Genomic DNA, 23114 nt, shown 5'->3' with positions numbered 1-23114 from the left:
ATGCCGCATTTTTTCATCGACCGCCCCGTCTTCGCCTGGGTCGTCGCGCTGTTCATCCTGCTAGCCGGGATCCTGGCCATTCCGCAACTGCCGGTGGCGCAGTACCCGGTCGTGGCTCCGCCGCAAATCGAGATCTACGCGGTGTACCCGGGCGCTTCGGCGCAGACGGTAGACGAGAGCGTGGTCAGCCTGATCGAGGAGGAGCTCAACGGCGCCGACAATCTGTTGTATTTCGAATCCCAGAGCAGTCTCGGCAGCGCGACGATCACCGCGACCTTTCAACCGGGGACGAACCCGGAACTGGCCCAGGTCGACGTGCAGAACCGCCTCAAGGCCGTGGAGTCGCGCCTGCCGCAGGCGGTTACCCAGCAGGGCTTGCAGGTGGATAAGGTTTCCGCCGGCTTCCTGCTGCTGATCACCCTCACCTCCAGCGACGGAAAGCTCGACGACGTGGCGCTCAGCGATTACCTGGCGCGCAACGTGATGAACGAGATCAAGCGCCTCGACGGTGTCGGCAAGGCCCAGCTGTACGGTGCCGAGCGAGCCATGCGGATCTGGATCGACCCGCAGAAGTTGCTGGGTTTCAACCTGACCCCGGCCGACGTCAACGCTGCCATCGTGGCGCAGAACGCCCAAGTCTCGGCCGGCAGCCTCGGCGACCTGCCGAGCCGCAGCACCCAGGAAATCACCGCGACCATCGTCGTCAAGGGCCAGCTCTCGACCCCGCAGGAATTTGCCGACATTGTGCTCAAGGCCAACCCCGACGGTTCCACGGTGCGCATCGCCGATGTCGCACGGGTGGAAATCGGCAGCCAGGAATATCAGTTCTCCACGCGCCTGAACGGCAAACCCTCCACCGCTGTGGCCGTGCAGCTGTCGCCGGGCGCCAACGCGCTGAACACCGCCACCCTGGTGCGCGCGAAGATGGATGAGCTGTCGCGCTACTTTCCGGCCGGCGTGGAGTACAAGATTCCCTACGACACGTCGCCGTTCGTCAAGGTCTCGATCACCAAGGTGGTCTATACCCTCGGCGAGGCGATGCTGCTGGTGTTCGCGGTGATGTTCCTGTTCCTGCAGAACATCCGGTACACGCTGATCCCCACCCTCGTCGTGCCGGTGGCGCTGATGGGCACCTTCGCGACCATGCTCGCGCTGGGGTTCTCGATCAACGTACTGACCATGTTCGGCATGGTGCTGGCCATCGGCATCCTGGTGGACGATGCCATCGTGGTGGTGGAAAACGTCGAGCGGATCATGGCCGAGGAAGGCCTGTCGCCCAAGGAAGCGACGCGCAAGGCCATGGGCCAGATCACCGGGGCGATCATCGGCATCACCCTGGTGCTGGTGGCGGTGTTCATTCCGATGGCGTTCATGCAGGGTTCCGTGGGAGTGATCTACCAGCAGTTCTCGCTGTCGATGGCGACGTCGATCCTGTTCTCGGCCTTTCTCGCGCTGACCTTGACCCCGGCGCTTTGCGCGACCTTGCTCAAACCGATCACCCAAGGCGATCACCATGCAAAGGGCGGTTTTTTTGGCTGGTTCAACCGTGGCTTCGACCGGTTCGGCAACCGTTACCAGGGTTGGGTCGCCTACGCGATGAAACGCAGCGGCCGCTATCTGTTGATCTATGGCGTGCTACTGGTGGGCATGGGCCTGTTGTTCAGCCGCCTGCCCTCCTCGTTCCTGCCGGTGGAAGACCAGGGCTATACCATCACCGACATCCAACTGCCGCCGGGCGCCAGCAAGAATCGTACGGTGCAGGTGGTGGAGCAGATCGAGGCGCACAATGCCGGCGAGCCTGGGGTCGGCGACAGCACGGTCATCCTCGGCTTCAGCTTCTCCGGCAGCGGGCAGAATGCGGCCCTGGCATTTACCACGCTGAAAGACTGGTCGAAGCGCGGTGGCGACGATTCGGCGGCGTCCATCGCCGATCGCGCCAACCAGGCCTTCGCTGGAATCAAGGACGCCATGGTGTTTTCCGTGCTGCCACCGCCGGTGGACGGCCTCGGCACCTCCAGCGGTTTCGAGTTCCGCTTGCAGGACCGCGGCGGCCTCGGCCACGCCACGCTGATGCAGGCCCGCAGCGATCTGCTCGCTGCCGCGGATAAAAGCCCGGTGCTGATGAATGTGCGCGAAAGCGCCCTGGCGGAAGCGCCGCAGGTGCAACTGGAAGTGGATCGGAAACAGGCGAATGCCTTGGGCATCTCCTTTGCCGACGTCGGTAGCGTGTTGTCCACGGCCGTGGGCTCAGCCTACATCAATGACTTCCCCAACCAGGGCCGCATGCAGCGGGTGGTGGTCCAGGCCGAGGGTGACCAGCGCAGCCAGGTCGAGGACCTGCTGAAGATTCACGTACGCAACAGCAATGGGAAGATGGTGCCGTTGTCGGCGTTTGTCCAGGCGCGTTGGACCCAGGGGCCGGCACAGTTGACTCGCTACAACGGTTACCCGGCGGTGAGTATTTCCGGAGAACCGGCGCCGGGCTACAGCACCGGGCAAGCCATGGCCGAGATCGAACGGCTGGTGGCCCAGGGGCCCAAGGGCATGGGCCAGGAATGGACCGGCCTGTCCTTGCAGGAGCGCTTGTCCGGCAGCCAGGCACCGATCCTGCTGGGCCTGTCGCTGCTGGTGGTGTTCCTGTGCCTGGCGGCGCTGTACGAGAGCTGGTCGATCCCGACCTCGGTGTTGCTGGTGGTACCGCTGGGCGTGCTCGGCGCCGTAATGGCTGTGTCGTTGCGCGGCATGCCCAACGATGTGTTCTTCAAGATCGGCCTGATTACCATCATCGGCCTGTCAGCGAAGAACGCCATCCTGATCATCGAATTCGCCAAGAGCCTCTATGACGATGGCCATGACCTGCTCGACGCCACGCTCCAGGCCGCGCGCCTGCGCCTGCGGCCAATCATCATGACCTCGCTGGCGTTCATCCTCGGCGTGGTCCCGTTGGCGATCGCCACCGGGGCCAGCTCGGCGAGCCAGCAGGCGATTGGTACCGGCGTGATCGGCGGGATGATCAGCGCCACGCTGGCGGTGGTGTTTGTCCCGGTGTTTTTCGTGGTGGTGATGAAGCGAGTCGCGCGCAGCAAAACGCGTTGAGGCTGGCGACGCTAATTGCCCTGTGGCACAGCCTGGCTCTGGACGCTGGCCAGGGCTTTGTCCGCCAGACGTCGTACCCAACCGGCATCATCAGCATTGACCACCGCATAACGGTCGGGCGGGAAAAACATCCAGTGATGGGCAATCTGCGCGAGTCGCTTGATCTCATCGGCAGACATCCAGTAAGACGTCTGCGTCATTGGCAAAGGCGCACCGTCGAAACGCCGGCCAAGCGCCAACTGGGTGCCGGGAGCGAAGGCAATCGCCAGTTGCTGCCGGGGTTGCATCTGCTTCTCAGGCGCGGGCAGCTGCCCTACCCGTCGGTAGCAGAAATCGCCGGGAGATTCCTCCTTGAGCACCAGCCAATGGCCGGCCGTGGTCATCGCCAGGATCCACTGCGACACGCCGGAGCTTTGCACCCGCACCAGCTTGTCGTTTTTCCATAACATCAGGCTGCTGCAATCGGGATCAAAGTCGTTCGCCCACAGACTGATGGCCGAGATCAGCGTGTGACGCTCAAGCTCGACCAGCCCTTGATCGGGCATCGATTGCCAATAGTGCTTGGTCGGGTCGCGCGAATCGCGCAGGTAATTGGACAGTATCCACCCCGCCACGAAAAGCAGCGTCGCCAGCGCCAGCCAGCCCAAGGAGTCGCCGACGATCCGATCAACGTCCAGGTCCGGGGCGAACAACTTCTGGACCAGGCCCAGGCCCGCCAGGAACACCACGCCCGGCAGCACCGGGCCCATGCTCAATGGCGGCAGCAGTACGACCAACCAACTGAAGTCATGCATGGACGCACGGTCCCGCGCCCAGGCCAGCTCCTGCGCAAGCATCGGTGCCTGCTCACGCGGACCGATGGCTGGATCAGGGGTCTGGAAGCGGAAGAACTGCGTGTGGGCGTCGTCGCGCATGGAGGGCGTCATTTCTCTTGAAACGGGTCGCGCATCTTGGGCGATTTTTGATTGCGCGAACAGTCTCTCCAGAGTGCCCATTCCTGTGTGGCTGGACCCGCGTCTTCGCGAGCAGGCTCGCTCCCACAGGGAGGCGGAGATTCTGTGGGAGCGAGCCTGCTCGCGAAGACGGCGGTAAAGCCAGTGATCAGTCCGCCTGCACCGTCACCTGACGCTGTTCACCCAAACCTTGAATGCCCAGGCGCATGGTCTGGCCCGGGCGCAGGAACACCGGGTTGGGCTTGATGCCCAGGCCGACACCCGGTGGCGTCCCGGTCGAGATCACGTCGCCGGGCTGCAGGCTCATGCACCGGCTCAGGTAGGCAATCAGTTGCGGCACGCTGAAGATCAGCGTCCGGGTATTGCCGTTCTGATAACGATGTCCGTCGACTTCCAGCCACAGATCAAGCGCGTGGGGATCGGCGATTTCGTCCTTCGTCACCAGCCAGGGTCCAAGCGGGCCGAAGGTGTCGAAGCCTTTGCCCTTGTCCCAGGTGCCGCCGCGTTCGAGTTGCCATTCGCGTTCCGACACATCGTTGATGACGCAATAACCGGCGACATGCTCCATGGCGTTCGCTTCGTCGATGTAGCGCCCGCCCTTGCCAATGACCACGCCGAGTTCGACTTCCCAATCGGTCTTGAGCGAGCCACGGGGAATCTGGACATCGTCGTTCGGTCCGCAGATGGCGCTGGTCCATTTGTTGAAGATGATCGGTTCTTTCGGCACCTCCATGTTCGACTCGGCGGCATGGTCGGCGTAGTTCAGGCCGATGCAGATGAACTTGCCGACCTGCCCGACGCACGCGCCGATCCGCGGCTGGCCGCCCACGACCGGCAGGCTGCGCGGGTCGATGGCGGCGAGTCTTGCCAGGCTTTCAGGAGCCAGGGCTTGCCCGGCGATGTCTGGCACGTGGCCCGACAGGTCACGGATCTGCTTGTCATCATCCAGCAGCCCGGGCTTTTCCGAACCTTTTTCGCCGTAACGCAACAGTTTCATGAAGTGCTCCTGCTCAAGTGAAAATTCAGAGGCTCATGCCACCGTCAATGACGTGCACCGTCCCGGTGGTGTAGGCAGATGCGTCGCTGCCCAGGTACAGCGCCAGTTGCGCGACCTCCTCGGTGTTGCCGATGCGCCCCATGGGCTGGCGGTCGAGAAACTGCCGGTAGACCTGTTCCTCCTTGACCCCCTGCTGCGCCGCCTGGTCGGCAATGCGCTGGCGCAGCGAAGGCGAGTCGACGGTGCCCGGGCATATCGCATTGCAACGGATACCCTGGCTGACGAAGTCGATGGCGACGGACTTGGTCAGCCCGACTACCGCCGCCTTGCTGGCAGCATAGGCGAAACGATTGGGCACGCCCTTGATACTGGACGCTACCGACGACATGTTGATGATCGACCCGCCGCCACGCGCCAACATACCCGGCAGAAACGCGCGGATCATGCGGTACATGGCGCTGACATTGAGGTCCATCGAGCGCGCCCAGGCGGCTTCGTCGCAATCGAGAATGGTGCCGCTGTGCACGTAGCCGGCGCAATTGAAAAGCACGTCCAGCCCGCCAATCCGCTCGCGGGCAGCGTCGATGGCGCTGGCCGAGGTGACATCCAGGAGCATCGGCGTGACCCCCTCGATGCCCGCCAGCGCGCGAATATCGATGTCACTGGCGAACACCTCGGCGCCGGCCCGGGCGAAGGCCACGGCGCTGGCCAGGCCGATGCCCTGTCCCGCCGCCGTCACCAGTACCCGCTTGTTCTGCAGGTTCATGCGGTCTCCAGTTGCGCGGCCGTGGGCGCGGTCTTGGGCGTCCTGCCGAGCATCGAGGCGGGGATGGCCAGGATCAACCCGCCGCTGACCAAGAGGCACAGGGCGAGAACGTACGTACCGTTGTTGATATTACCCGTCAGGGTTTCCGCCACGGCCGTGATCATCGAACCGGTGAAGCCCGACAGGTTGCCGATCGCGTTGATCATGCCGATCCCGGCTGCGGCGGCAACGCCCGACAGCACAGTGCCCGGCAAGGTCCAGAAAATCGGCATCAGGCTGAGGATCCCCGAGGCGGAGACGCTGAGGAACAGCACCGACAACACCAGGTTATCGGCGAAAAACGCGCTGAGGATCAGCCCGGCGCCACCAATGAATGCCGGGATGGCTGCGTGCAGGCGCCGTTCGCCGGTACGGTTGGAGTGCCGCGCATTGAGCAGCATCGCGACCACGGCCACCGAATAAGGAATGGCGGTGAGCAAACCGATGTGCAGGCTGTTGGTGATGCCGGTGCTCTTGATGATCGACGGCATCCAGAAGGCCAGGCCGTAGAAACCGGTGTTGAAGGTCAGCAGGATCAGCACCAGCAACCAGACGCGAGGGTTGAAGAACACTTCGCTCAAGCGCGAAGCCTTGCCCTGGTTGTCGGTTTGCAGGTTGGCCTTGAGCATGGCCTTTTCCGCTGCCGACAGCCACTTGGCCTTGTCGATGTTATCGGCCAGGCAGACGATCACCACGAAGGCCATGATGATCGACGGAATGCCCTCGATGATCAACATCCACTGCCAGCCGGACATGCCTTGCACGCCTTGCATACTGTTCATCAGCCACCCGGACAGGATCCCGCCCAGTGTCAGGCTGACCGGCAACGCCAGCAGGAACCCGGACATCACCCGGCTCTGCCGGTGGGTCGGGAACCAGTAGTTGAGGTAGAGGATCACGCCGGGGAAAAAGCCTGCTTCACAGATGCCCAACAGGAAACGCAGCACATAGAACATCGTGCTCGATTCGACGTGAAAGAACCCCGCCAACGGCACGGTGTAGGCCACGGCCATGGAGATCACCGCCCAACTGAGCATGATCCGGGCGATCCAGAACCGCGCGCCCAGGCGATGCAGCAACAGGTTGCTAGGGACTTCGAAGAGGAAATAGCCCCAGAAAAACATACTGGCGCCCAAGGCGTATACGGTGTTGCTGAATTGCAACTCGGCGAGCATGTCGAGCTTGGCGAAGCCGATGTTGACCCGATCGAGGTACGCCGCCATGTAGCACAACAGCAGCACTGGCAGGATTCGCCAGATCACCTTGCGGTAGGTCCGGTCTTCGAAATCCAGTTCGCCGGCTTGCGCCTGGGCGGGCAACGGCTCGGAGATGGTTTGCATGAGGTAACCCCTGATTGTTGTTATTGGGTCACGTCGAATGAGCGGCTCATCCGGCGATTGAACGAGGACTCTACTGTCGTGGATCGATTCTTTCCCAATGGCATTTTTGGATTAGTTGATAACCAGTTGTTATCGGAATCCGAGGGGCTACTGCGTAGCCCAGCGGGAGCAAGCTCCCTCGCCACGGGGTTTGGTGCTGGCTGGACCCATGTCTTCGCGAGCAGGCTCGCTCCCACCGGGGTTGTGATTTACATCAGTAGAAAATCCACTGTGGGAGCGAGCCTGCTCGCGAAGGCGGCGGCACTGTCAACCACTCTGGCGGGCGTTGTCCTTGAGGATCTCGGCAAACTCCAGCGCCGCGCCCACCAGCGGCTCGTCCTTTCGCGTGAGGATGCCGTAATCCTGCGGCACCAGGTGCAACGGGGTATCGAGGGTCTTGAGCTGGCCGCTTTCCAGCAGCGGATCGACCATGGCATTGGGCAACATGCCGATCATCGGGCCGCGTTTCAGCACCTGGAGGAAGGTCTGCATGGAAATCGTATCGATGGTGTTGCGCGGCATCCGCACGCCCGCTTCGGCGAACGCCAGTTCCATGCGGGCGCGGATCGGCGTGCCGACCGGGTAGAGAATCCACGGCAGGTCCACCAGTTGCTGCAGCGATATCGGCCCGGCGTCTGCCAGCGGATGCCGGTCATTGACGACGATGCAGAACGGTTCCGGAGCCAGGGGCTGGAAGTCGTAGCGCTGCTGCTGGCTCTGCTCGGTAAACCGCGCCACGGCCAGGTCGAGCTTCTTCTCTTCCAGCATCTTCATCAGGTGATTGCTGGTCTGCTCTACCACCTCGATGGACAACAACGGCCAGCGCTGCTTGATCTGCAGAATCGCCTCGGGCAGGGCCACCGCGGTCGCGGCAAAGATCCCGCCGACCTTGAGATAACCATGGCCGCCCTCCCGCAGGCTGCTGATCTGTTCGACGAACGAGCGCGCGTCATTCAAAGCGATCTGTGCGTAGCGCAGCACATGCTCGCCCAGCGCGGTGGGCGGCATGCTGCGCGGACGCCGCTCGAACAGGGCAAAGCCGAGCAGGCTCTCGATTTCCTTGAGCATCTTGCTCACCGCCGGCTGGCTGAGGTTCATCTGTTCGGCCGCCAGGTGCATGTTGCAGGTGCGGCCCAAGGTATCGATCAGCAGCAGATGGCGGAATTTGAGCCAGCCGCAGAAGCTGGAAAAGGACAGATCGGACATGGGCAACCCTCACGATGCAATAACCGGACGTTATCAGATACTGAATATATCTCATTGGAGTTCATCACCAGCGCGCCCTAGCTTGAAAGCTTTACGAACCAGGAAGACTGCCCATGTCGCTGATGCTTACCCCCGAGAACACGCTGCCGGTCGATGGCCTGGCCGGCACCCTGATTGGTCGTGCCTGGGTCCCTGGGCGGATCGCCGGGCCTTCGCCAATCGTACTGCGCAGCGACGGAGTGTTCGACCTGTCGGAGCGTTTCGCGACCTTGAGCGATTTGCTGGAAGCGCCCTCGCCGCTGACAGCGGTCAGGCAAACGCCGGGCACGTTCATCGCCAGCGTCGACGCGCTGCTGGCCAACACCGGCATGCATGCTGACCCGGCCAGGCCCTTCCTGTTGCCGCCCTTGGACTTGCAAGTGATCAAGGCCGCCGGCGTGACCTTCGCCGCGAGCATGATCGAGCGGGTGATCGAGGAGCAGGCTGGTGGTGACGCGGCCCGGGCCGAAGCCGTGCGCGCGACGGTGCACAGCGTCATTGGCGACAACCTGCGCTCGATCGTCCCGGGCTCCGAGCAAGCCATGCGCCTCAAGGCCTTCCTTATCGAACAGGGCATGTGGTCGCAATACCTGGAGGTCGGCATCGGGCCGGACGCGGAAATCTTCACCAAGGCGCCGGTGCTGGCCGCCGTCGGCAGCGGCAGCCAGATCGGCATTCATCCAGCCTCGCAATGGAACAACCCGGAACCGGAAGTGGTGCTGGCGGTGAATAGCCGCGGTCAGATCCACGGCGCCACCCTGGGCAACGACGTCAACCTGCGGGACATCGAAGGCCGCAGCGCGTTGTTGCTGAGCAAGGCCAAGGACAACAATGCCTCGTGCGCCATCGGGCCGTTCATTCGGCTGTTCGATGAACACTTCAGCCTGGACGACGTGCGGGCCTGCGAGGTCGATCTCCAGGTACACGGCGAAGACGGGTACCGCCTGCACGGCTGCAGTTCCATGAGCCAGATCAGCCGCGACCCGCAGGACCTCGCAGGCCAGACACTCAACGCCAACCACCAATACCCGGATGGCTTCCTGCTGTTTCTCGGTACCCTGTTCGCCCCCACCGAGGATCGCGACCACGCCGGCAGCGGTTTCACCCACAAACTGGGCGACCGGGTCAGTATCAGCAGCCCGTTGCTCGGCAGTTTGCATAATCAGGTGACTCACAGCTGCGAGGCCGCGCCCTGGACCTTCGGCGTCGGCGCCTTGCTGCGTAATCTCGCCGCGCGGGGGCTGCTCGATCGCTGAGCCCGACAGATCGTCGATTCATCCAATTACAAGAGAGAAATGAATCATGAGTGACACGCCAAAACGCCGCCTGCGCAGCGAGCAGTGGTTCAACGACCCGGCTCACGCGGACATGACCGCCCTGTATGTCGAGCGCTACATGAACTACGGGATGACCCGCGAAGAGCTGCAATCGGGTCGGCCGATCATCGGCATCGCCCAGACCGGCAGCGACCTGACGCCCTGCAATCGTCATCACCTGGAGCTGGCGCAACGGGTCAAGGCTGGTATTCGCGACGCTGGCGGCATCCCGATGGAATTCCCAGTGCACCCGATCGCCGAACAGTCGCGCCGGCCCACTGCTGCCCTGGATCGCAACCTGGCCTACCTGGGCCTGGTGGAAATCCTCCATGGCTACCCGTTGGACGGCGTGGTGCTCACCACCGGCTGCGACAAGACCACCCCTGCCTGCCTGATGGCGGCGGCGACCACCGACCTGCCGGCCATCGTGCTCTCCGGCGGGCCGATGCTCGACGGCCATCACAAGGGCGAACTGATCGGCTCCGGCACCGTGCTCTGGCACGCACGCAACCTGATGGCCGCCGGCGAAATCGACTACGAAGGCTTCATGGAAATGACCACGGCGGCATCGCCCTCCGTGGGCCACTGCAACACCATGGGTACCGCGCTGTCGATGAACGCCCTGGCCGAAGCCCTGGGCATGTCGCTGCCCGGTTGCGCGAGCATTCCGGCGCCCTATCGCGAGCGCGGGCAGATGGCCTACGCCACCGGCAAGCGCATCTGCGAACTGGTGCGCCAGGACGTGCGCCCATCCCGGATCATGACTCGAGAGGCGTTCGAAAACGCCATCGCCGTCGCCTCGGCACTCGGCGCATCGAGCAATTGCCCGCCGCACCTGATTGCCATCGCCCGGCACATGGGCGTCGAACTGAGCCTGGACGACTGGCAGCGGATTGGCGAAGACGTGCCGCTGCTGGTCAACTGCATGCCGGCCGGCAAGTACCTCGGCGAAGGCTTCCACCGCGCCGGTGGCGTGCCGGCAGTCATGCATGAACTGCAAAAGGCCGGGCGCCTGCACGAAGACTGCGCCACGGTCAGCGGCAAATCGATTGGCGAAATCGTCAGCAGCAGCCTGACCAGCAACGCCGATGTGATCTACCCGTTTGCTACCCCGCTCAAGCATCGCGCTGGATTCATCGTGCTCAGCGGCAATTTTTTCGACAGCGCGATCATGAAGATGTCGGTGGTCGGCGAGGCGTTTCGCAAGACCTACCTGTCCGAGCCCGGCGCCGAAAACAGCTTCGAAGCCCGGGCCATCGTGTTCGAAGGGCCGGAGGATTACCACGCGCGGATCGACGACCCGGCGCTGGACATCGACGAGCGCTGCATCCTGGTCATTCGCGGCGTTGGCACCGTGGGTTATCCGGGCAGCGCCGAGGTGGTGAACATGGCGCCGCCCGCAGCGCTGATCAAACGCGGTATCGACTCCCTGCCCTGCCTGGGTGACGGCCGCCAGAGCGGCACCTCGGCGAGCCCGTCGATCCTCAACATGTCCCCTGAAGCGGCGGTGGGCGGCGGCCTGGCGCTGCTGCAAACCAACGACCGGCTGCAAGTGGACCTGAACACCCGCACCGTCAACCTGCTGGTCGACGAGGCCGAAATGGAACGGCGCCGTCGCGAATGGACACCGAGCATCCCGCCCTCGCAAACGCCCTGGCAGGAACTCTATCGGCAACTGGTCGGGCAGCTGTCCACCGGCGGCTGCCTGGAGCCGGCCACGTTGCATTTGCGGGTAATCGCCCGGAGTGGCGAGCCGCGGCATTCGCACTGACTCGAAGCGCCCGGTTGTGAATGGCCGGGCGCTTCAGAGCACTTAAAGAAGCGTCCTACGTTACCCGTCCCCTTGTCTGACTTATTTCCCTAGCCTTCCTCGGCAAAGTCTCGCGCACCCCGATTTTTCGCGAGACGCCTCCCCATGTTCGACCGATTTTTCCTGCCGGCTTTTGAACAGGCCGCTTCCTGATGGATCAGGTGCGCCGCATCGAGGCGGAACTCGACAGCTTCAAAGACAGCCTTTCCCTCTACCGCGAACAACTCGACCGCTGGTACGCCCGTGCGGCGGACCGGGCCAGCCAGGCGGCCGACTTGCCGTCGCTGATGGGCATGGAACGGGTGCTTCTTTTTGGTGGCAACGCCACGACGGTCAGCAGCCGCGACAGTGATTTTCACTCGACCGTCGCTCGATGCCCCAAGGGTGGGGTCCTGACGATCGAGAGCAAGCTCGAGTCGGTGTACGACATTCCGCTCGGCGACATCGTGGTGGATGTAGTGTCGGTGGACAGCGGCGAGGTCACCCCCGTCCAGCTGGATGCCCAGGGTGTCGGGACCTTCAAAGGCGAAGCGGGTCGCTACTACCGGGTTCACGTTCAAAGCGAAGTCACCCCCAGGCAGATCGAGGACCTGTTTTTTTCCTACAACGGCCTGACTGCTGACCTGACGGACTGGCTGCGTAGCGAATGGCAGGTTTTCAAGCCGCAATGGGCGCAGCAATCGTCGGCGACATCGGCGGCCGCGGTGGGCAATGGCCTGCTCGCCGGCGGTTGGGCGGCCATCGAGAGCGTGTGGGACAGCATCAGCTTGCTCTCGGAGATCCTCAAGGACCCGAGCCGGTTCGGCGAACAGTTGGGCAGCGGTGCGGCGGACCTGGTCGAACTTGCCGAGTCGTCCCCGCAGATCATGGCCAAGCTGCAGTTGCTCGCCAGCGACGAAGCGGCGCTGTGCCTGCTGGTGCGCACCGCGAGTCTCTGGCTGGACATGCTGCCGCCCAGCGAAGTGGCCGGCGGCACGGCGAAAGCGTTATCCATGGTAGTCGTGCAGCTGGTGATCGACCTACTGATCGGCGTGGTATTGACCTTCGCCGGGGCGGGCGCCGGGATTGCCTACCTGTCGATGCGCCTGGTCCGGCACGGCGCCCGGCTACTGGACGCGATGACGCGTTTCATCCGGGCGATCTTCGCGGTGGTGAACGGGTTCATGGCCTACGTGGACCGCTACAAAACCGTGGCGGCGCGAGGCATCGCCGCTGGCGTGAAAAAAGGCCGGATGCAATTGCGCTGGGACGCGCAGCGCAACACCACGCTGAAAAAAGACGAAGCCCACGACGACGCCCCCGCCCCCTCGAAAAACCCCAACGGCGACCCCGCCGACAGCGCCGCCCAGACCCGCACCGACGGCTGCCCGGTGTCGATGGTCACCGGCGAAGAACTGCTGACCCTGGAGGACGGCACCCTCGACGGGCGCTTGCCGTTCGTCTTCACCCGTCTCTATCGCACCAGCGCCGCCGAGCTGGACATCGGCCTCGGCCGTGGCTGGAGCCATGGCCTGGCCCATCACCTGGTGATCGAGGGTGAGCAGGTGATCTGGATCGACCAGGAAAACCGCCGCACCACCTTTCCCCGCCCCAGCCTGCAACGCCCGGCGATCCACAACAGCCTGGCCCGCGCGGCGATCTACCTGAGCCGCGAGCCGGACGAACTGATCATCGCCCAGCCCGGCGAAGACGCCCCTTTCCTGCACTTTCGCGACGGTCATCTGACGGCGCTGAGCGATCGGTACGACAACCGCCTGACCGTCCAGCGCAACATCTATGGCGACATCAGCCGCCTGGACAACGGCGCCCGGCGCGGCCTGCGGTTGCGCTATGAGCATCGCCACCTGGTCGCCATCGACTATCAGAGTTTTGACCCGCAACAGCATCCGGACGAAGCCTGGCGCACCGAACAGACGCTGGTGACCTACCGCTACGACGGCCGTTTCCGACTGATCGAGGCGACCAATGCCGCTGGCGAAAGCGAGCGCTACGACTACGACGACCAGCACGTCATCCTCCAGCGGCAACTGGCCGGCGGCGCGAGTTTCTACTGGGAATGGCAAGGCCTCGGCCCGGCAGCGCGCTGTGTGCGGCACTGGGCGTCGTTCGCGCAGATGGACAGCCACTACAGCTGGGGCGATGACGGCAGCGTCACGGTCCGGCATCTGGACGGCAGCCAGGAAGTATACGTTCACGATGACCGCGCACGGCTGGTGCGCCAGGTCGATCCCGCTGGTGGCGAACAGCTCAAGGCCTATGACCAGCAGGGTCGGCTGACCGCCGAGCAGGATCCTTTGGGCGCGGTCACCGAATACCGCTACGACGAAGCCGGACGACTGGTGGCGCTGATTCCGCCTGAAGGCGAGCCGACGTCCTACGAATACCGCAACGGTTTCCTGCACGCCCGGCAGCGCGGCAAAGCCGTGTGGACCTACCGGCGTAATGCCCAGGGTGATGTGGTCGAGGCCATCGACCCGGATCGTCACAGCACCCGGTACGCCTATGACGCCCAGGGGCAACTGCTCTCGATCCGCTATCCGGACGGCGGCACCCATCATTTTGTCCGCAATAGCCAGGGCCAGCTGACTGAAGAAACCCTGCCCGACGACAGCCAGCGGAGTTTTTCCTACGACACGTTGGGGCGTCTGCTGACCCGCAAGGACGAACATGGTGCGATCATCCACTACCAGTGGGATGCCGTCGGCCGCTTGCTGCAAACCACCCTGTCCACCGGCGCCACTCGCGCCTGGAGCTACAACGCCTACGGCAAGGTCACCGCCGAACGCGACGAACTGGGGCGCATCACCCGCTACGAATACGCCGACGACCTGCACCTGATCAGCCGGCGGCTCAATCCCGATGGCAGCGAACTGAAGTATCGCTACGACTCGGCGCGGTTGTTGCTCACCGAAATCGAGAACGAATCCGGCGAAAAATATCAGCTGGCCTACACGCCCAACGGATTGATCCGACAGGAAACCGGCTTCGACGGCCAGCGCACCGGCTATGCCTACGATCTCAACGGCCACCTGCTGGAAAAGACCGAGTTCGGTTCCGATGGCAGCCAGCGGCTCACCGCTTATCAGCGCGACAGCGCCGGCCGTCTGTTGCGCAAGACCTTGCCCGACGGCAAACCGGTCGAGTACCGCTACGACGCCCTCGGCCGGCTGGTCAGCGTCGACGACGGCCACTGGCCGCTGGCCTACGAATACGACAACCAGGACCGCCTCGTCGCCGAACACCAGGGCTGGGCCACCCTGCACTATCGCTACGACGAGGCCGGCCGGCTGACCTACTGCCGCCTGCCCGACCGCAGCACCCTCAATTACCGCCACCTCTATGGCGGCGCGCTGCTGGCCATCGACCTCAACGGCCAGTGCCTGACCGAACACCGCTTCACCGGCACCCGCGAACGCCAGCGCCAGCAAGGCCTGCTGCTCAGCGACTACAACTACGACGAACAGGGCCGCCTCAAGGCCCAGACCGTGTGGCAGACCCAGCAGAAGCAACTGTTCTGGCGCGACTATTCCTACAGCGCCAATGGCAACCTCGCCACGCTGTCCGACACCCGAAACCGACGCGCCTACCACTACGACCCGCAAGATCGCCTGCTGCGTATCGACTACGCCCACAGCCAGCCCCCCGAGCACTTTTCCCACGATCCGGCCGGCAACCTGCTGCTGCACGACCGCCCCGGCCCGACCACGCTCAAGGGCAACCGCCTGCTGATGGAGGGCGACCGCCACTACGACTACGACGCCTACGGCAACCTGGTCCGCGAACGCCGCGGCAAAGCCCAGTGCCTGGTCACCGAATACCGCTACGACAGCCAGCACCGCCTCATCGGCCTCACCACCTCGGAAGGCAACGATACGTCCTACCGCTACGACGCCTTCGGCCGACGCATTGAAAAGACTGTGGACGGCCAGACCACCGAATTCATCTGGCAAGGCGACCAGCTCATCGCCGAAAGCAGCGACCACCATTATCAAAGCTACGTCTACGAGCCTGGCACCTTCCGCCCCCTCGCCCTGCTCGAAGGCCAAGGCCCGAAAAACGCCACGCCGTTCTACTACCACAACGACCACCTCGGCACACCGCAGGAACTGACCAACCACCAGGGCGAAATCGTCTGGGCGGCGCGCTACACCGGCTACGGCAAACTCACCAAACTGGCCCACGGCGCCGGCAAGCAACTGACTCAACCGCTGCGTTTCCAAGGCCAATACCACGACCTGGAAAGCGGCCTGCACTACAACCGGCACCGGTACTACAATCCGGACACGGGCCGGTACCTGACGGCGGATCCGAGCAAGCTGGCGGGTGGGCTCAATGGGTACCGGTACACCCTGAACCCGACGGGGTGGGTGGATCCGTTGGGGTTGGAAGGTTGCCCGGGGGGTGCTGGGTGTAAAAAGCCGGCGGTTGGCGAGCAGAATCCGGCGGCTAAGGTTGGAGTGGATGAGGGTGAGCCGGCGCTGCCCAAGCCGACCACCGAAGAGTTGGCTGAAAAAGAAGTGAGGCGTCTAGATAGGGAACAAAGCATGCATATGGTTGGTAAACATAGCCTTGCTGTTTCCGATCAAAAGTGGAAACAACGAGCAGTTGATGGCAAGGATCCTCTTAGCGGAAAAACACCTAAAAATAAGATAGGGAATCCAAGCTCAAGGTTTCCCAGTTGGGAAATGCAACTAAAAGCTTATAACCTAGCAGTCAACCGGGAAAAATATGGGCTTTCACGGTTTACAGGGCGAGATCAAAACAACAATAACATCATTAGAATGGAGCTTCCTGGGGCTGGCGAAGGATATATTCCAAATAAAAAGGACCCATCAAACCCAAAGCTTGTTGCCATGGACCGATTTGAGATGAAAGTAGATCCCGATACAGGCATACCGTTTACTTTATTCCCAATAAAATAGGTGAGAAATGTTGATTGATCCCGGAACCAGACTTCCATACACACCAACACCGTCTTATTTTTTAGGATGCTTTGATATTTATGACAGAGAAGAAACATTAGGTGAGGAGCTGCAAAAATTTGATCCTAACAGGCCCATCGATAGAGAAATATTAATTACCGAGTACGCTTTGAAGGTAAGGCGGACATACAGGGAAAAGTACTTGCTCTATAAGTGCTTGGAAACTGCGATTCTAGATAATGAGTACGACTTTCAGGCTTTGCTAGAGCATGACTCGCAGGAGTGTTCATCGCTCCCCGATGGATGGGATGAAATGGAAAATCCTCGCTTGTTTTTTGAAGAAATATATAGATTAGCAGGAAAAGTCTGGAAGGATGATATTTGCAAGGCGGAAACTGAGGATCAATCCACTTGGCATTATATCTAAGCTTGTAGAAAATGCGTCCTCTTGTGCCCACTGGCGAACGGACTCGCCTGACCACACTGAAATACATATCGGCCAACCCACCAATAAGAAAACCATGTTAAAGCATCCGCTTCTAAATGAGGAATTTATTCCTGACCTAATGTGGTTTGTTGGACAGTTCGACGTATACGATCGTGAAGAGACTCGCGGTGCAATGCTCGAAACTTACAACCCTGATTACGAACAAGAAAGACTAGAACTTATACGTAAGTATGGTTTGGATCTGGACTACTTGTCTCACAGGCATAAATATGTGCTTCTATCATGCTTTAAGAAAAAACTCGATGATCCAACTGTTGATTTTCAAAGCGTGTTTGACATAGAGGAAGATTGTGCTGGTAGCTGGCCTCGTGGCGAGTGGTATAACCTGAAAAACCCAAAAGATTTCTTCAAAGATATTTATCTGCTAGCAAAAGAAAAGTGGAAAGAAGATATCCAAAAAGCTGCCCTTGAAGATCCATCCGATTGGCAATCGCTATTTGAAAAGTGAAAAAAAGGAGAAAAGGAGAAAAGGAGAAAAGGAGAAAAGGAGAAAAGATGGGACAGATTTACTTTTAATAAATTCGCCCCTTTGAAAGCTTTAAATCCGCCCCCTTTCCATAAAACAGCTTATACGGGATCTGGCATATGAAGCAGACTTACGATTTGCATGATGTTTGGGCGCTACTATTTGTTTTTAGTATCGAAAATACTCACGACGTGGCGCGTGAAGAGATAATAACGTCAAAGAATATAAACTGTGATGAGGATCTGAAAAATCTATTTAAGCTATTGATTCGTCCGGAATTTATGCATCACGAACCAAAAGAGCAAGCTTTGCTAATCGATACTCTGGAACATTTCCTTAAGGGTGGCGATAGCTTTGACAGGGTTTTTCTGAATATGGACACTTATTTTGATGATGATGTTCATGATCAGCGTCGATTTATGCAAATATTATTAAGCTCTTTAATCAAGTATAAATCCCAGATTAAAAGTTAGAGTTATAACAGTACCGACGCCCACGGACATCGGCCAGAGAATGCGAGCCCCCACTGCAACGCCAAACCGCTCTCCGTGGCGAGGGAGCTTGCTCCCGCTGGGTCGCGAAGCGGCCCCAAACCAGTCTACGTGCTCAGCCGGACACACCGAGGTGCTGTTGAGAGGGGCTGCTGCGCAGCCCAGCGGGAGCAAGCTCCCTCGCCACGGTGGGTTGCAGACACATGTAAGCTGCACACTCATAGATACTCCCTACTCACATATTCCCCACCATCTCCCACAACGACGCCCCTACCCCGGTAATGCTCTCCCCCGCAATCAACCCCGCCGCCGCCGTAATAGCGAACCGTTCCGTGAGGCTTGGCCAGCGGCAGCTCACCAGCCAGGTGAGCACGGCGCCGAGGGCCATCATCAGCGATACCGAGGCCGGCAGGACAAAGGCCAGGCCCAAGGCCGCCGTGCTTGGCAAGTAGCGGGCCCGATGGGCCGGCAGCAGGCTGTCGAGGATGCCCAGCAGCAAGCCGGCGATGGCGCCGATGAAAATCGCCCAGCGGATGCTGGCTGACAGTGAGTCCAGGCCATGGGTGAGGGTCTGTGCCACGGCTTTCCAGGTGGCGACCGCCGGGGCCGGCCACTCTTCGGTGAGCAGCATGGTCTGGGGATCCGGGATCAGCGCCAGATAGGCCAACACGCCGACGATGCTGCCGATGAAGATTCCCAGGGTCTGCGCCTGCAGTTGTTTGCGCGGCGTGGCGCCGATCGCTCGGCCCACCTTGAAATCGTTCATCAAGTCTGTGCATTGCCCGGCCGAACCGCCGGCGGTATTGGCACTCATCAGATTGATCGGCACCTGGCCCGGGGCGACGATGCCGAAACTCAACTGGGACAGTTGCCCGATGGCACCGATAGGCGGAATACCCGTGGCGCCAACCACACGGGCCGCCACCGCCGCCAGGCAGATGGCCAAGGGGATGGTCAGCAGCGCCATCCACGGATTGATGCCGAACAACAGCGCTTGCAGGCTTACCACCAGAAAGATCGCCAACAGGAAACCGAGGGCGGGGCCGGCCTTGGGAACCACCCAAGTCGCCGCGCCGCTGGCCTTGGTGGAACCGTGCAAGGCCCACAGGCGAATCGCCAGGGAAGCCAGCGTCGAGCAGACCATCAGGCTCACCCCCGGCCACAGCAGCCACTCCACCAGCACCGCAAATTGCGGTCCACTGCTGCCGGGCGGTAACTGCACCAGGCCATTTTCCAGCAACCACGGCGCCAACCCGCCCCACGCCAGCAGCGCGCCGAGCAGCAGGGTCAAGCCGACGCGGATGCCGATGATGCCGCCGAACCCCACCAGCAACAGCGAAGGGTCTGCGGTAAAGGTCAGGCGCTCCAACTGGGCGTTCGGCGACCAACGCGGGATGGCCCACCAAAACGTATCCACCCACTTGGCGAGCCCGGACAGCAGCGCCGCGCCGAGCAGCACCTTGAGCCGCGTCGCGGCTTCCTGGCCATGGTTGTAGATGTGCAGGAGGGTTTCCAGGGTCGCCATGCCTTCGGGGAACCTCAGCGCCTTGTCATTGAGCAATGACGGCCGCAGGTACCAGGCAATCCAGATGCCCAGGAAGCTCACCGAAAACACCCAGGCAACCATTGGCACCGGGTCCAGTTGCTGGCCGGTCAGCAAGGTGTACGCCGGAATGGGCGCGACCAGCCCGCCGGAGATGATCGACGCCGCTGCCGATGCGACGGTCTGGTTGATGTTGCTTTCGTGCAACGTCCACGGCAGCGCCGCAGCCGAGCGTTTGGCCAGGCCCTGCCAAATGCCGTAGCCGACCAGCAAGGCAATGATCGACATGTTGAATGACCAGCCGATTTTTAATCCGGCATAGACATTGGAGGGCGTCAGGAGGATGCCAAGCACGATCCCCGTGATGACCGCGCGCGGGCTGAATTCGCGTTCGACGGGGAGGACATGCGGGCTCGAAATCTGGTCCATGCGAATTCCTTATCGGCAAAAAACAGTCGCCTCAGCCGAGGCAACTACCTGACAAGTGAGTGCTGTATCGACGCAAGGTTCACCGACGATAGTTCTGGCGACCACGGGATAGAGCCGTCAGCCCGACAATCGAACGCTCTCCTCAAGCAGCCCCCCACCTGGCCGATAACCTGTGTGACGGCGGCCCTCCGGCCTCGTCAGGCTCTGCTGGTCGCATAAGGTGATGATCAATGGCTTTGCAGCTTAACCGCTTACTGATGTTTGGCGTCCTGATGCTCCTGCTTGCAGGTGGGTCGGCGTTGGCCATCGCGGCTGAGCCGCCGCTGCGCATCGTCACGGAGGAGTTGCCGCCCTACAACATGACGCAGGACGGACGCGTGACCGGCATGAGCACCGAGGTCGTCGAGGCCGTGCTCAAGGAGATCGGCGTCCAGGCGTCGATCCAGCCCATGCCCTGGGCCCGCGCGTACGAGTTGGCGCTCAACGAAAGCAACGTCCTGATCTATTCGATCGTCCGCACGCCCGCACGCGAAGCGCTTTTCCAGTGGATCGGCGCCATCGCCCCGACCCAGTGGTACATCTACTCCCTGGCTGAGCGACCAGTGAAGCTCAACTCCCTGGCCGATGCCCATGGGCACCAGATCGCGACCGTCAATCAGGATGTCGGCGAGCAATACCTGGTCTCGAAGGGATTCCGCATCGGCGAGGATCTGCAATCGAGCACCCGATACGAACACAACTACCGCAAGCTCAAGGTCGACCATGTGGAGTTGTGGATTTCCAACGAACTCAACGCCCTGTACCTGACCCGGCAGAATGGCGAAGACCCGGAAAAAGTCCTCATCCGGTCATTACCGCTGCCCGAACTGAGCAGCGCCGACGGCTTGAACATGGCATTCAGCCGCAACACGCCGGCGCAAACCGTCGAGAAATTCCGCGCCGGCCTGGAGGCCATTCGTCGCAACGGCGTCTACGATGCCATCGCGCGCAAGTGGTTATGAGATGGACGGCAACTTCGCCCCGGCGCCCTTTCAACGACCACAGGCCAAGGCCCTCAGCTCCCTGGGGCGTCGACTGGTGCTCGCGACGCTGCTGTTCTGTCTGATTTTCACCGTGGCGATGGTGACATGGCGCACCTGGCTGGCCTGGGAAAGCAACCTGGCGGAGATGAATTCCGAGCTGGGGCTGATTGACCAGGTGTTCCAGGACACCCTGGCCCACGCCATCTGGGAGATGGATCGCGAGTCCCTGGACAAGCAGCTCAACAGTGTCGCCAGTGCCGCGCCGGTCGGACGCGTGGTCCTGAATGTCCTGCGGCCCGGCCGCTCACCGGAAATCATCGAACTCAACCGCTACACCACCGGTAACGCCGGCTCGGCACCGGTGTTGCAGCGCCAGCTCATCGCGCAACCCTATCTCGGCGCCCATGAAAAAGTCGGCGAGCTGATCATCGAGGGCGATAACCAACTGCTCTGGGAGCGCCTGTGGGGCGAAGCGCGCACCATCGTCATCACGCAAATCATCCAATCGATGCTCCTGGCCGGGCTGGTCATGACCATGTTCAACCGCCTGGTGACCATCCACGTGGTGCATATTGCCCGGCATTTGGGTGAGCTCGCTCCGCAAACTCTCAAGCGTCACCTCAAATTGCAGCGCTCGGTCAACCGCCAGGACGAACTGAGCCTGCTCGAAACCCAGGTCAACGAACTGCAGGACAATCTCCACGCGCACCTGGAACGCCAGCGTTCGGACGAACTGGCGATCGCCGCCAGCCGCGATCAACTGGTCGAACTGGTCGAGGCGCGCACGGCGGAACTCAAGGCCGCCAACCAGGCCCTCGAAGCCTTGTCCCGCCACGACGCCTTGACCGGCCTGGCCAACCGTCGCCACTTCGACGAACTGAAGGAAGTCGAGTTCCGCCGCGCCATGCGTCACAGGACGCCGCTGGCGGTGCTCATGTGCGACGTGGATTTTTTCAAGATCTACAACGACACCTACGGCCACATGAACGGCGACCTGTGCCTGCAACAGATAGCCGAAACCCTGCGTGACGTGTTCGGGCGCTCCGGCGAGCTGACCGCACGGGTGGGTGGCGAAGAGTTCGTCGTCGTGCTGCCCAACATCGACGCGCAGCAGGCCTGCGAGGCAGCCGAGAGGCTGCGCGCCGCCCTGGCCGAACGCAAGCTGCCCCACAGCGGCTCATCGGTCTCGCCCTTCGTCACCCTGAGCATCGGCGTCGCCGAGCTGGACCCCGAGACCATGGATCATTTCGACCCACTGATGCAACGCGCCGACCAGGCGCTGTACCGGGCCAAGCACCAGGGACGCAACCGCGTCTCCCTCTGAAGATCCATCAACGTCGAGGTCTGTATGCGCCACTCTCTGATGCTCTGCTCCTGCGTACTCCTGGCCTTGATCAGCCTCACAAGCCAGGCCGAAACCATCGAGGTCGTGACCGAGGATTCGCTTTACGCGTATCTGCGCGATGACAAACTGGTCGGCCCCGGTATCCACATCGCGTCCGACACGCTGCAACAGGCCAACCTCAGCGATTTCCGCATGGCCCTGTATCCTTGGGCGCGGGCTTATGAGATGGCCTTGCGCGAGCCCAACGTGCTGATTTTCCCACTGGATCGCACCCCGGCCCGTGAACAGCTGTTCAAGTGGGTCGGTGAAATCCATCGTTCCACCAGCCGGCTCTACAAGCTGCGCGACGCCGACCCCATCACTGTCCGCAACCTTGAAGAGGCCAAGCAGTACAGCATCGGCGTGATACGTAATGACGCCAAGCAGATCTATCTGCAAGAACGTGGCTTCAGTCGTCTGGTCGTGTCGGCGAACAACCACGACAACTTCCAGAAACTGTTGAACCGTCAGGTCCAACTGGTGCCGATGCCGGAGAACACGGCACGCCTGATGAGCCAGGATGCCCAGATGGATTTCAATCAGCTGGAGGAAGTCTATGCCCTCGACGAGCAGCCACACCGGGTCTACCTGGCTTTCAGCCTGAGCACGCCGGACGAAACGGTCGCCAGGGCCCAGCGCGCGTTTGAAGCGCTCAAGGCATCGGGCGAAGTCGAGCGGATCATGAAGGAGAAGCGTTGACGAGCGGCACCGGTCAGCGACCTTGAACTCTCGCATCGCAAACATCGTC

General features: G+C 61.7%; 16 protein-coding genes. 10 read left to right on the top strand and 6 right to left on the bottom strand.

Annotated elements, in window-relative coordinates; all coding sequences use genetic code 11:
* On the top strand, positions 1-3096 hold the full coding sequence (locus M1E16_RS11810; protein ID WP_458130005.1) for a multidrug efflux RND transporter permease subunit: 3096 nt from the start codon (positions 1-3) through the stop codon (positions 3094-3096).
* An 11-nt stretch (positions 3097-3107) separates the two neighbouring features.
* Here M1E16_RS11810 and M1E16_RS11805 read toward each other — a convergent pair whose 3' ends face one another.
* The 5 genes from M1E16_RS11805 to M1E16_RS11785 form a co-directional block, all read right to left on the bottom strand.
* Positions 3108-4010, bottom strand: a complete 903-nt coding sequence (locus tag M1E16_RS11805) for a hypothetical protein (protein WP_458130004.1) — start codon at positions 4008-4010, stop codon at positions 3108-3110.
* Between the two features lie 187 nt (positions 4011-4197).
* A complete protein-coding gene (locus M1E16_RS11800) occupies positions 4198-5046 on the bottom strand; it encodes an ureidoglycolate lyase (protein ID WP_434652058.1) in 849 nt (282 codons plus the stop codon).
* 25 nt (positions 5047-5071) lie between these two features.
* The gene (locus M1E16_RS11795) at positions 5072-5812 is read right to left on the bottom strand and encodes an SDR family oxidoreductase (RefSeq protein ID WP_458130003.1); all 741 of its coding nucleotides are present in this window, start codon (positions 5810-5812) and stop codon (positions 5072-5074) included.
* Positions 5809-7191, bottom strand: coding sequence for an MFS transporter (locus M1E16_RS11790; protein ID WP_458130002.1), 1383 nt, complete (start codon positions 7189-7191; stop codon positions 5809-5811). Before M1E16_RS11790 ends, M1E16_RS11795 begins: the two co-directional genes overlap by 4 nt.
* A 306-nt stretch (positions 7192-7497) precedes the next feature.
* Positions 7498-8436, bottom strand: a complete 939-nt coding sequence (locus M1E16_RS11785; RefSeq protein WP_305495087.1) for a LysR family transcriptional regulator — start codon at positions 8434-8436, stop codon at positions 7498-7500.
* A gap of 113 nt (positions 8437-8549) precedes the next feature.
* Between M1E16_RS11785 and M1E16_RS11780 the strand changes: the two genes are divergently transcribed.
* From M1E16_RS11780 to M1E16_RS11755, 6 genes are all read left to right on the top strand, one after another.
* A complete protein-coding gene (locus M1E16_RS11780; RefSeq protein WP_458130001.1) occupies positions 8550-9731 on the top strand; it encodes a fumarylacetoacetate hydrolase family protein in 1182 nt (393 codons plus the stop codon).
* A 46-nt stretch (positions 9732-9777) separates the two neighbouring features.
* The gene (locus tag M1E16_RS11775) at positions 9778-11562 is read left to right on the top strand and encodes an IlvD/Edd family dehydratase (protein ID WP_434674206.1); all 1785 of its coding nucleotides are present in this window, start codon (positions 9778-9780) and stop codon (positions 11560-11562) included.
* A gap of 191 nt (positions 11563-11753) precedes the next feature.
* A complete protein-coding gene (locus tag M1E16_RS11770; RefSeq protein ID WP_458130000.1) occupies positions 11754-16523 on the top strand; it encodes an RHS repeat-associated core domain-containing protein in 4770 nt (1589 codons plus the stop codon).
* Positions 16524-16530: 7 nt separating this feature from the next.
* The gene (locus M1E16_RS11765; RefSeq protein WP_458129999.1) at positions 16531-16950 is read left to right on the top strand and encodes a hypothetical protein; all 420 of its coding nucleotides are present in this window, start codon (positions 16531-16533) and stop codon (positions 16948-16950) included.
* A 94-nt stretch (positions 16951-17044) separates the two neighbouring features.
* Positions 17045-17479, top strand: coding sequence for a hypothetical protein (locus M1E16_RS11760; RefSeq protein ID WP_458129998.1), 435 nt, complete (start codon positions 17045-17047; stop codon positions 17477-17479).
* Positions 17480-17616: 137 nt separating this feature from the next.
* Positions 17617-17970: a hypothetical protein gene (locus M1E16_RS11755; RefSeq protein ID WP_458129997.1), complete on the top strand. Its 354-nt coding sequence runs from the start codon at positions 17617-17619 to the stop codon at positions 17968-17970.
* Between the two features lie 253 nt (positions 17971-18223).
* On the opposite strand, the gene M1E16_RS11750 is transcribed toward M1E16_RS11755, so the two are convergent.
* Positions 18224-19960 carry an OPT family oligopeptide transporter gene (locus tag M1E16_RS11750; protein ID WP_458129996.1) on the bottom strand — a complete coding sequence of 579 codons (1737 nt, stop codon included), beginning with the start codon at positions 19958-19960 and terminating at the stop codon, positions 18224-18226.
* Positions 19961-20190: 230 nt separating this feature from the next.
* Here M1E16_RS11750 and M1E16_RS11745 point away from each other — a divergent pair, with 230 nt between their 5' ends.
* From M1E16_RS11745 to M1E16_RS11735, 3 genes are read left to right on the top strand one after another with little or no spacing between them, the layout of a single operon-like run.
* Positions 20191-20961, top strand: coding sequence for a substrate-binding periplasmic protein (locus tag M1E16_RS11745; RefSeq protein WP_458129995.1), 771 nt, complete (start codon positions 20191-20193; stop codon positions 20959-20961).
* A gap of 1 nt (position 20962) precedes the next feature.
* Complete coding sequence (locus M1E16_RS11740) at positions 20963-22306, top strand: GGDEF domain-containing protein (protein WP_458130316.1); 1344 nt, start codon at positions 20963-20965, stop codon at positions 22304-22306.
* A 24-nt stretch (positions 22307-22330) separates the two neighbouring features.
* Positions 22331-23065 (top strand): substrate-binding periplasmic protein, encoded by a 735-nt coding sequence (locus tag M1E16_RS11735; protein ID WP_434568749.1) that lies wholly within the window; start codon positions 22331-22333, stop codon positions 23063-23065.
* The last annotated feature ends 49 nt before the right edge of the window (positions 23066-23114 follow it).

The organism is Pseudomonas sp. Z2-11, assembly GCF_054161305.1.
The sequence above is the reverse complement of the archived record's forward strand: the minus strand, read 5'-3'. Positions and strand labels throughout refer to the sequence as shown.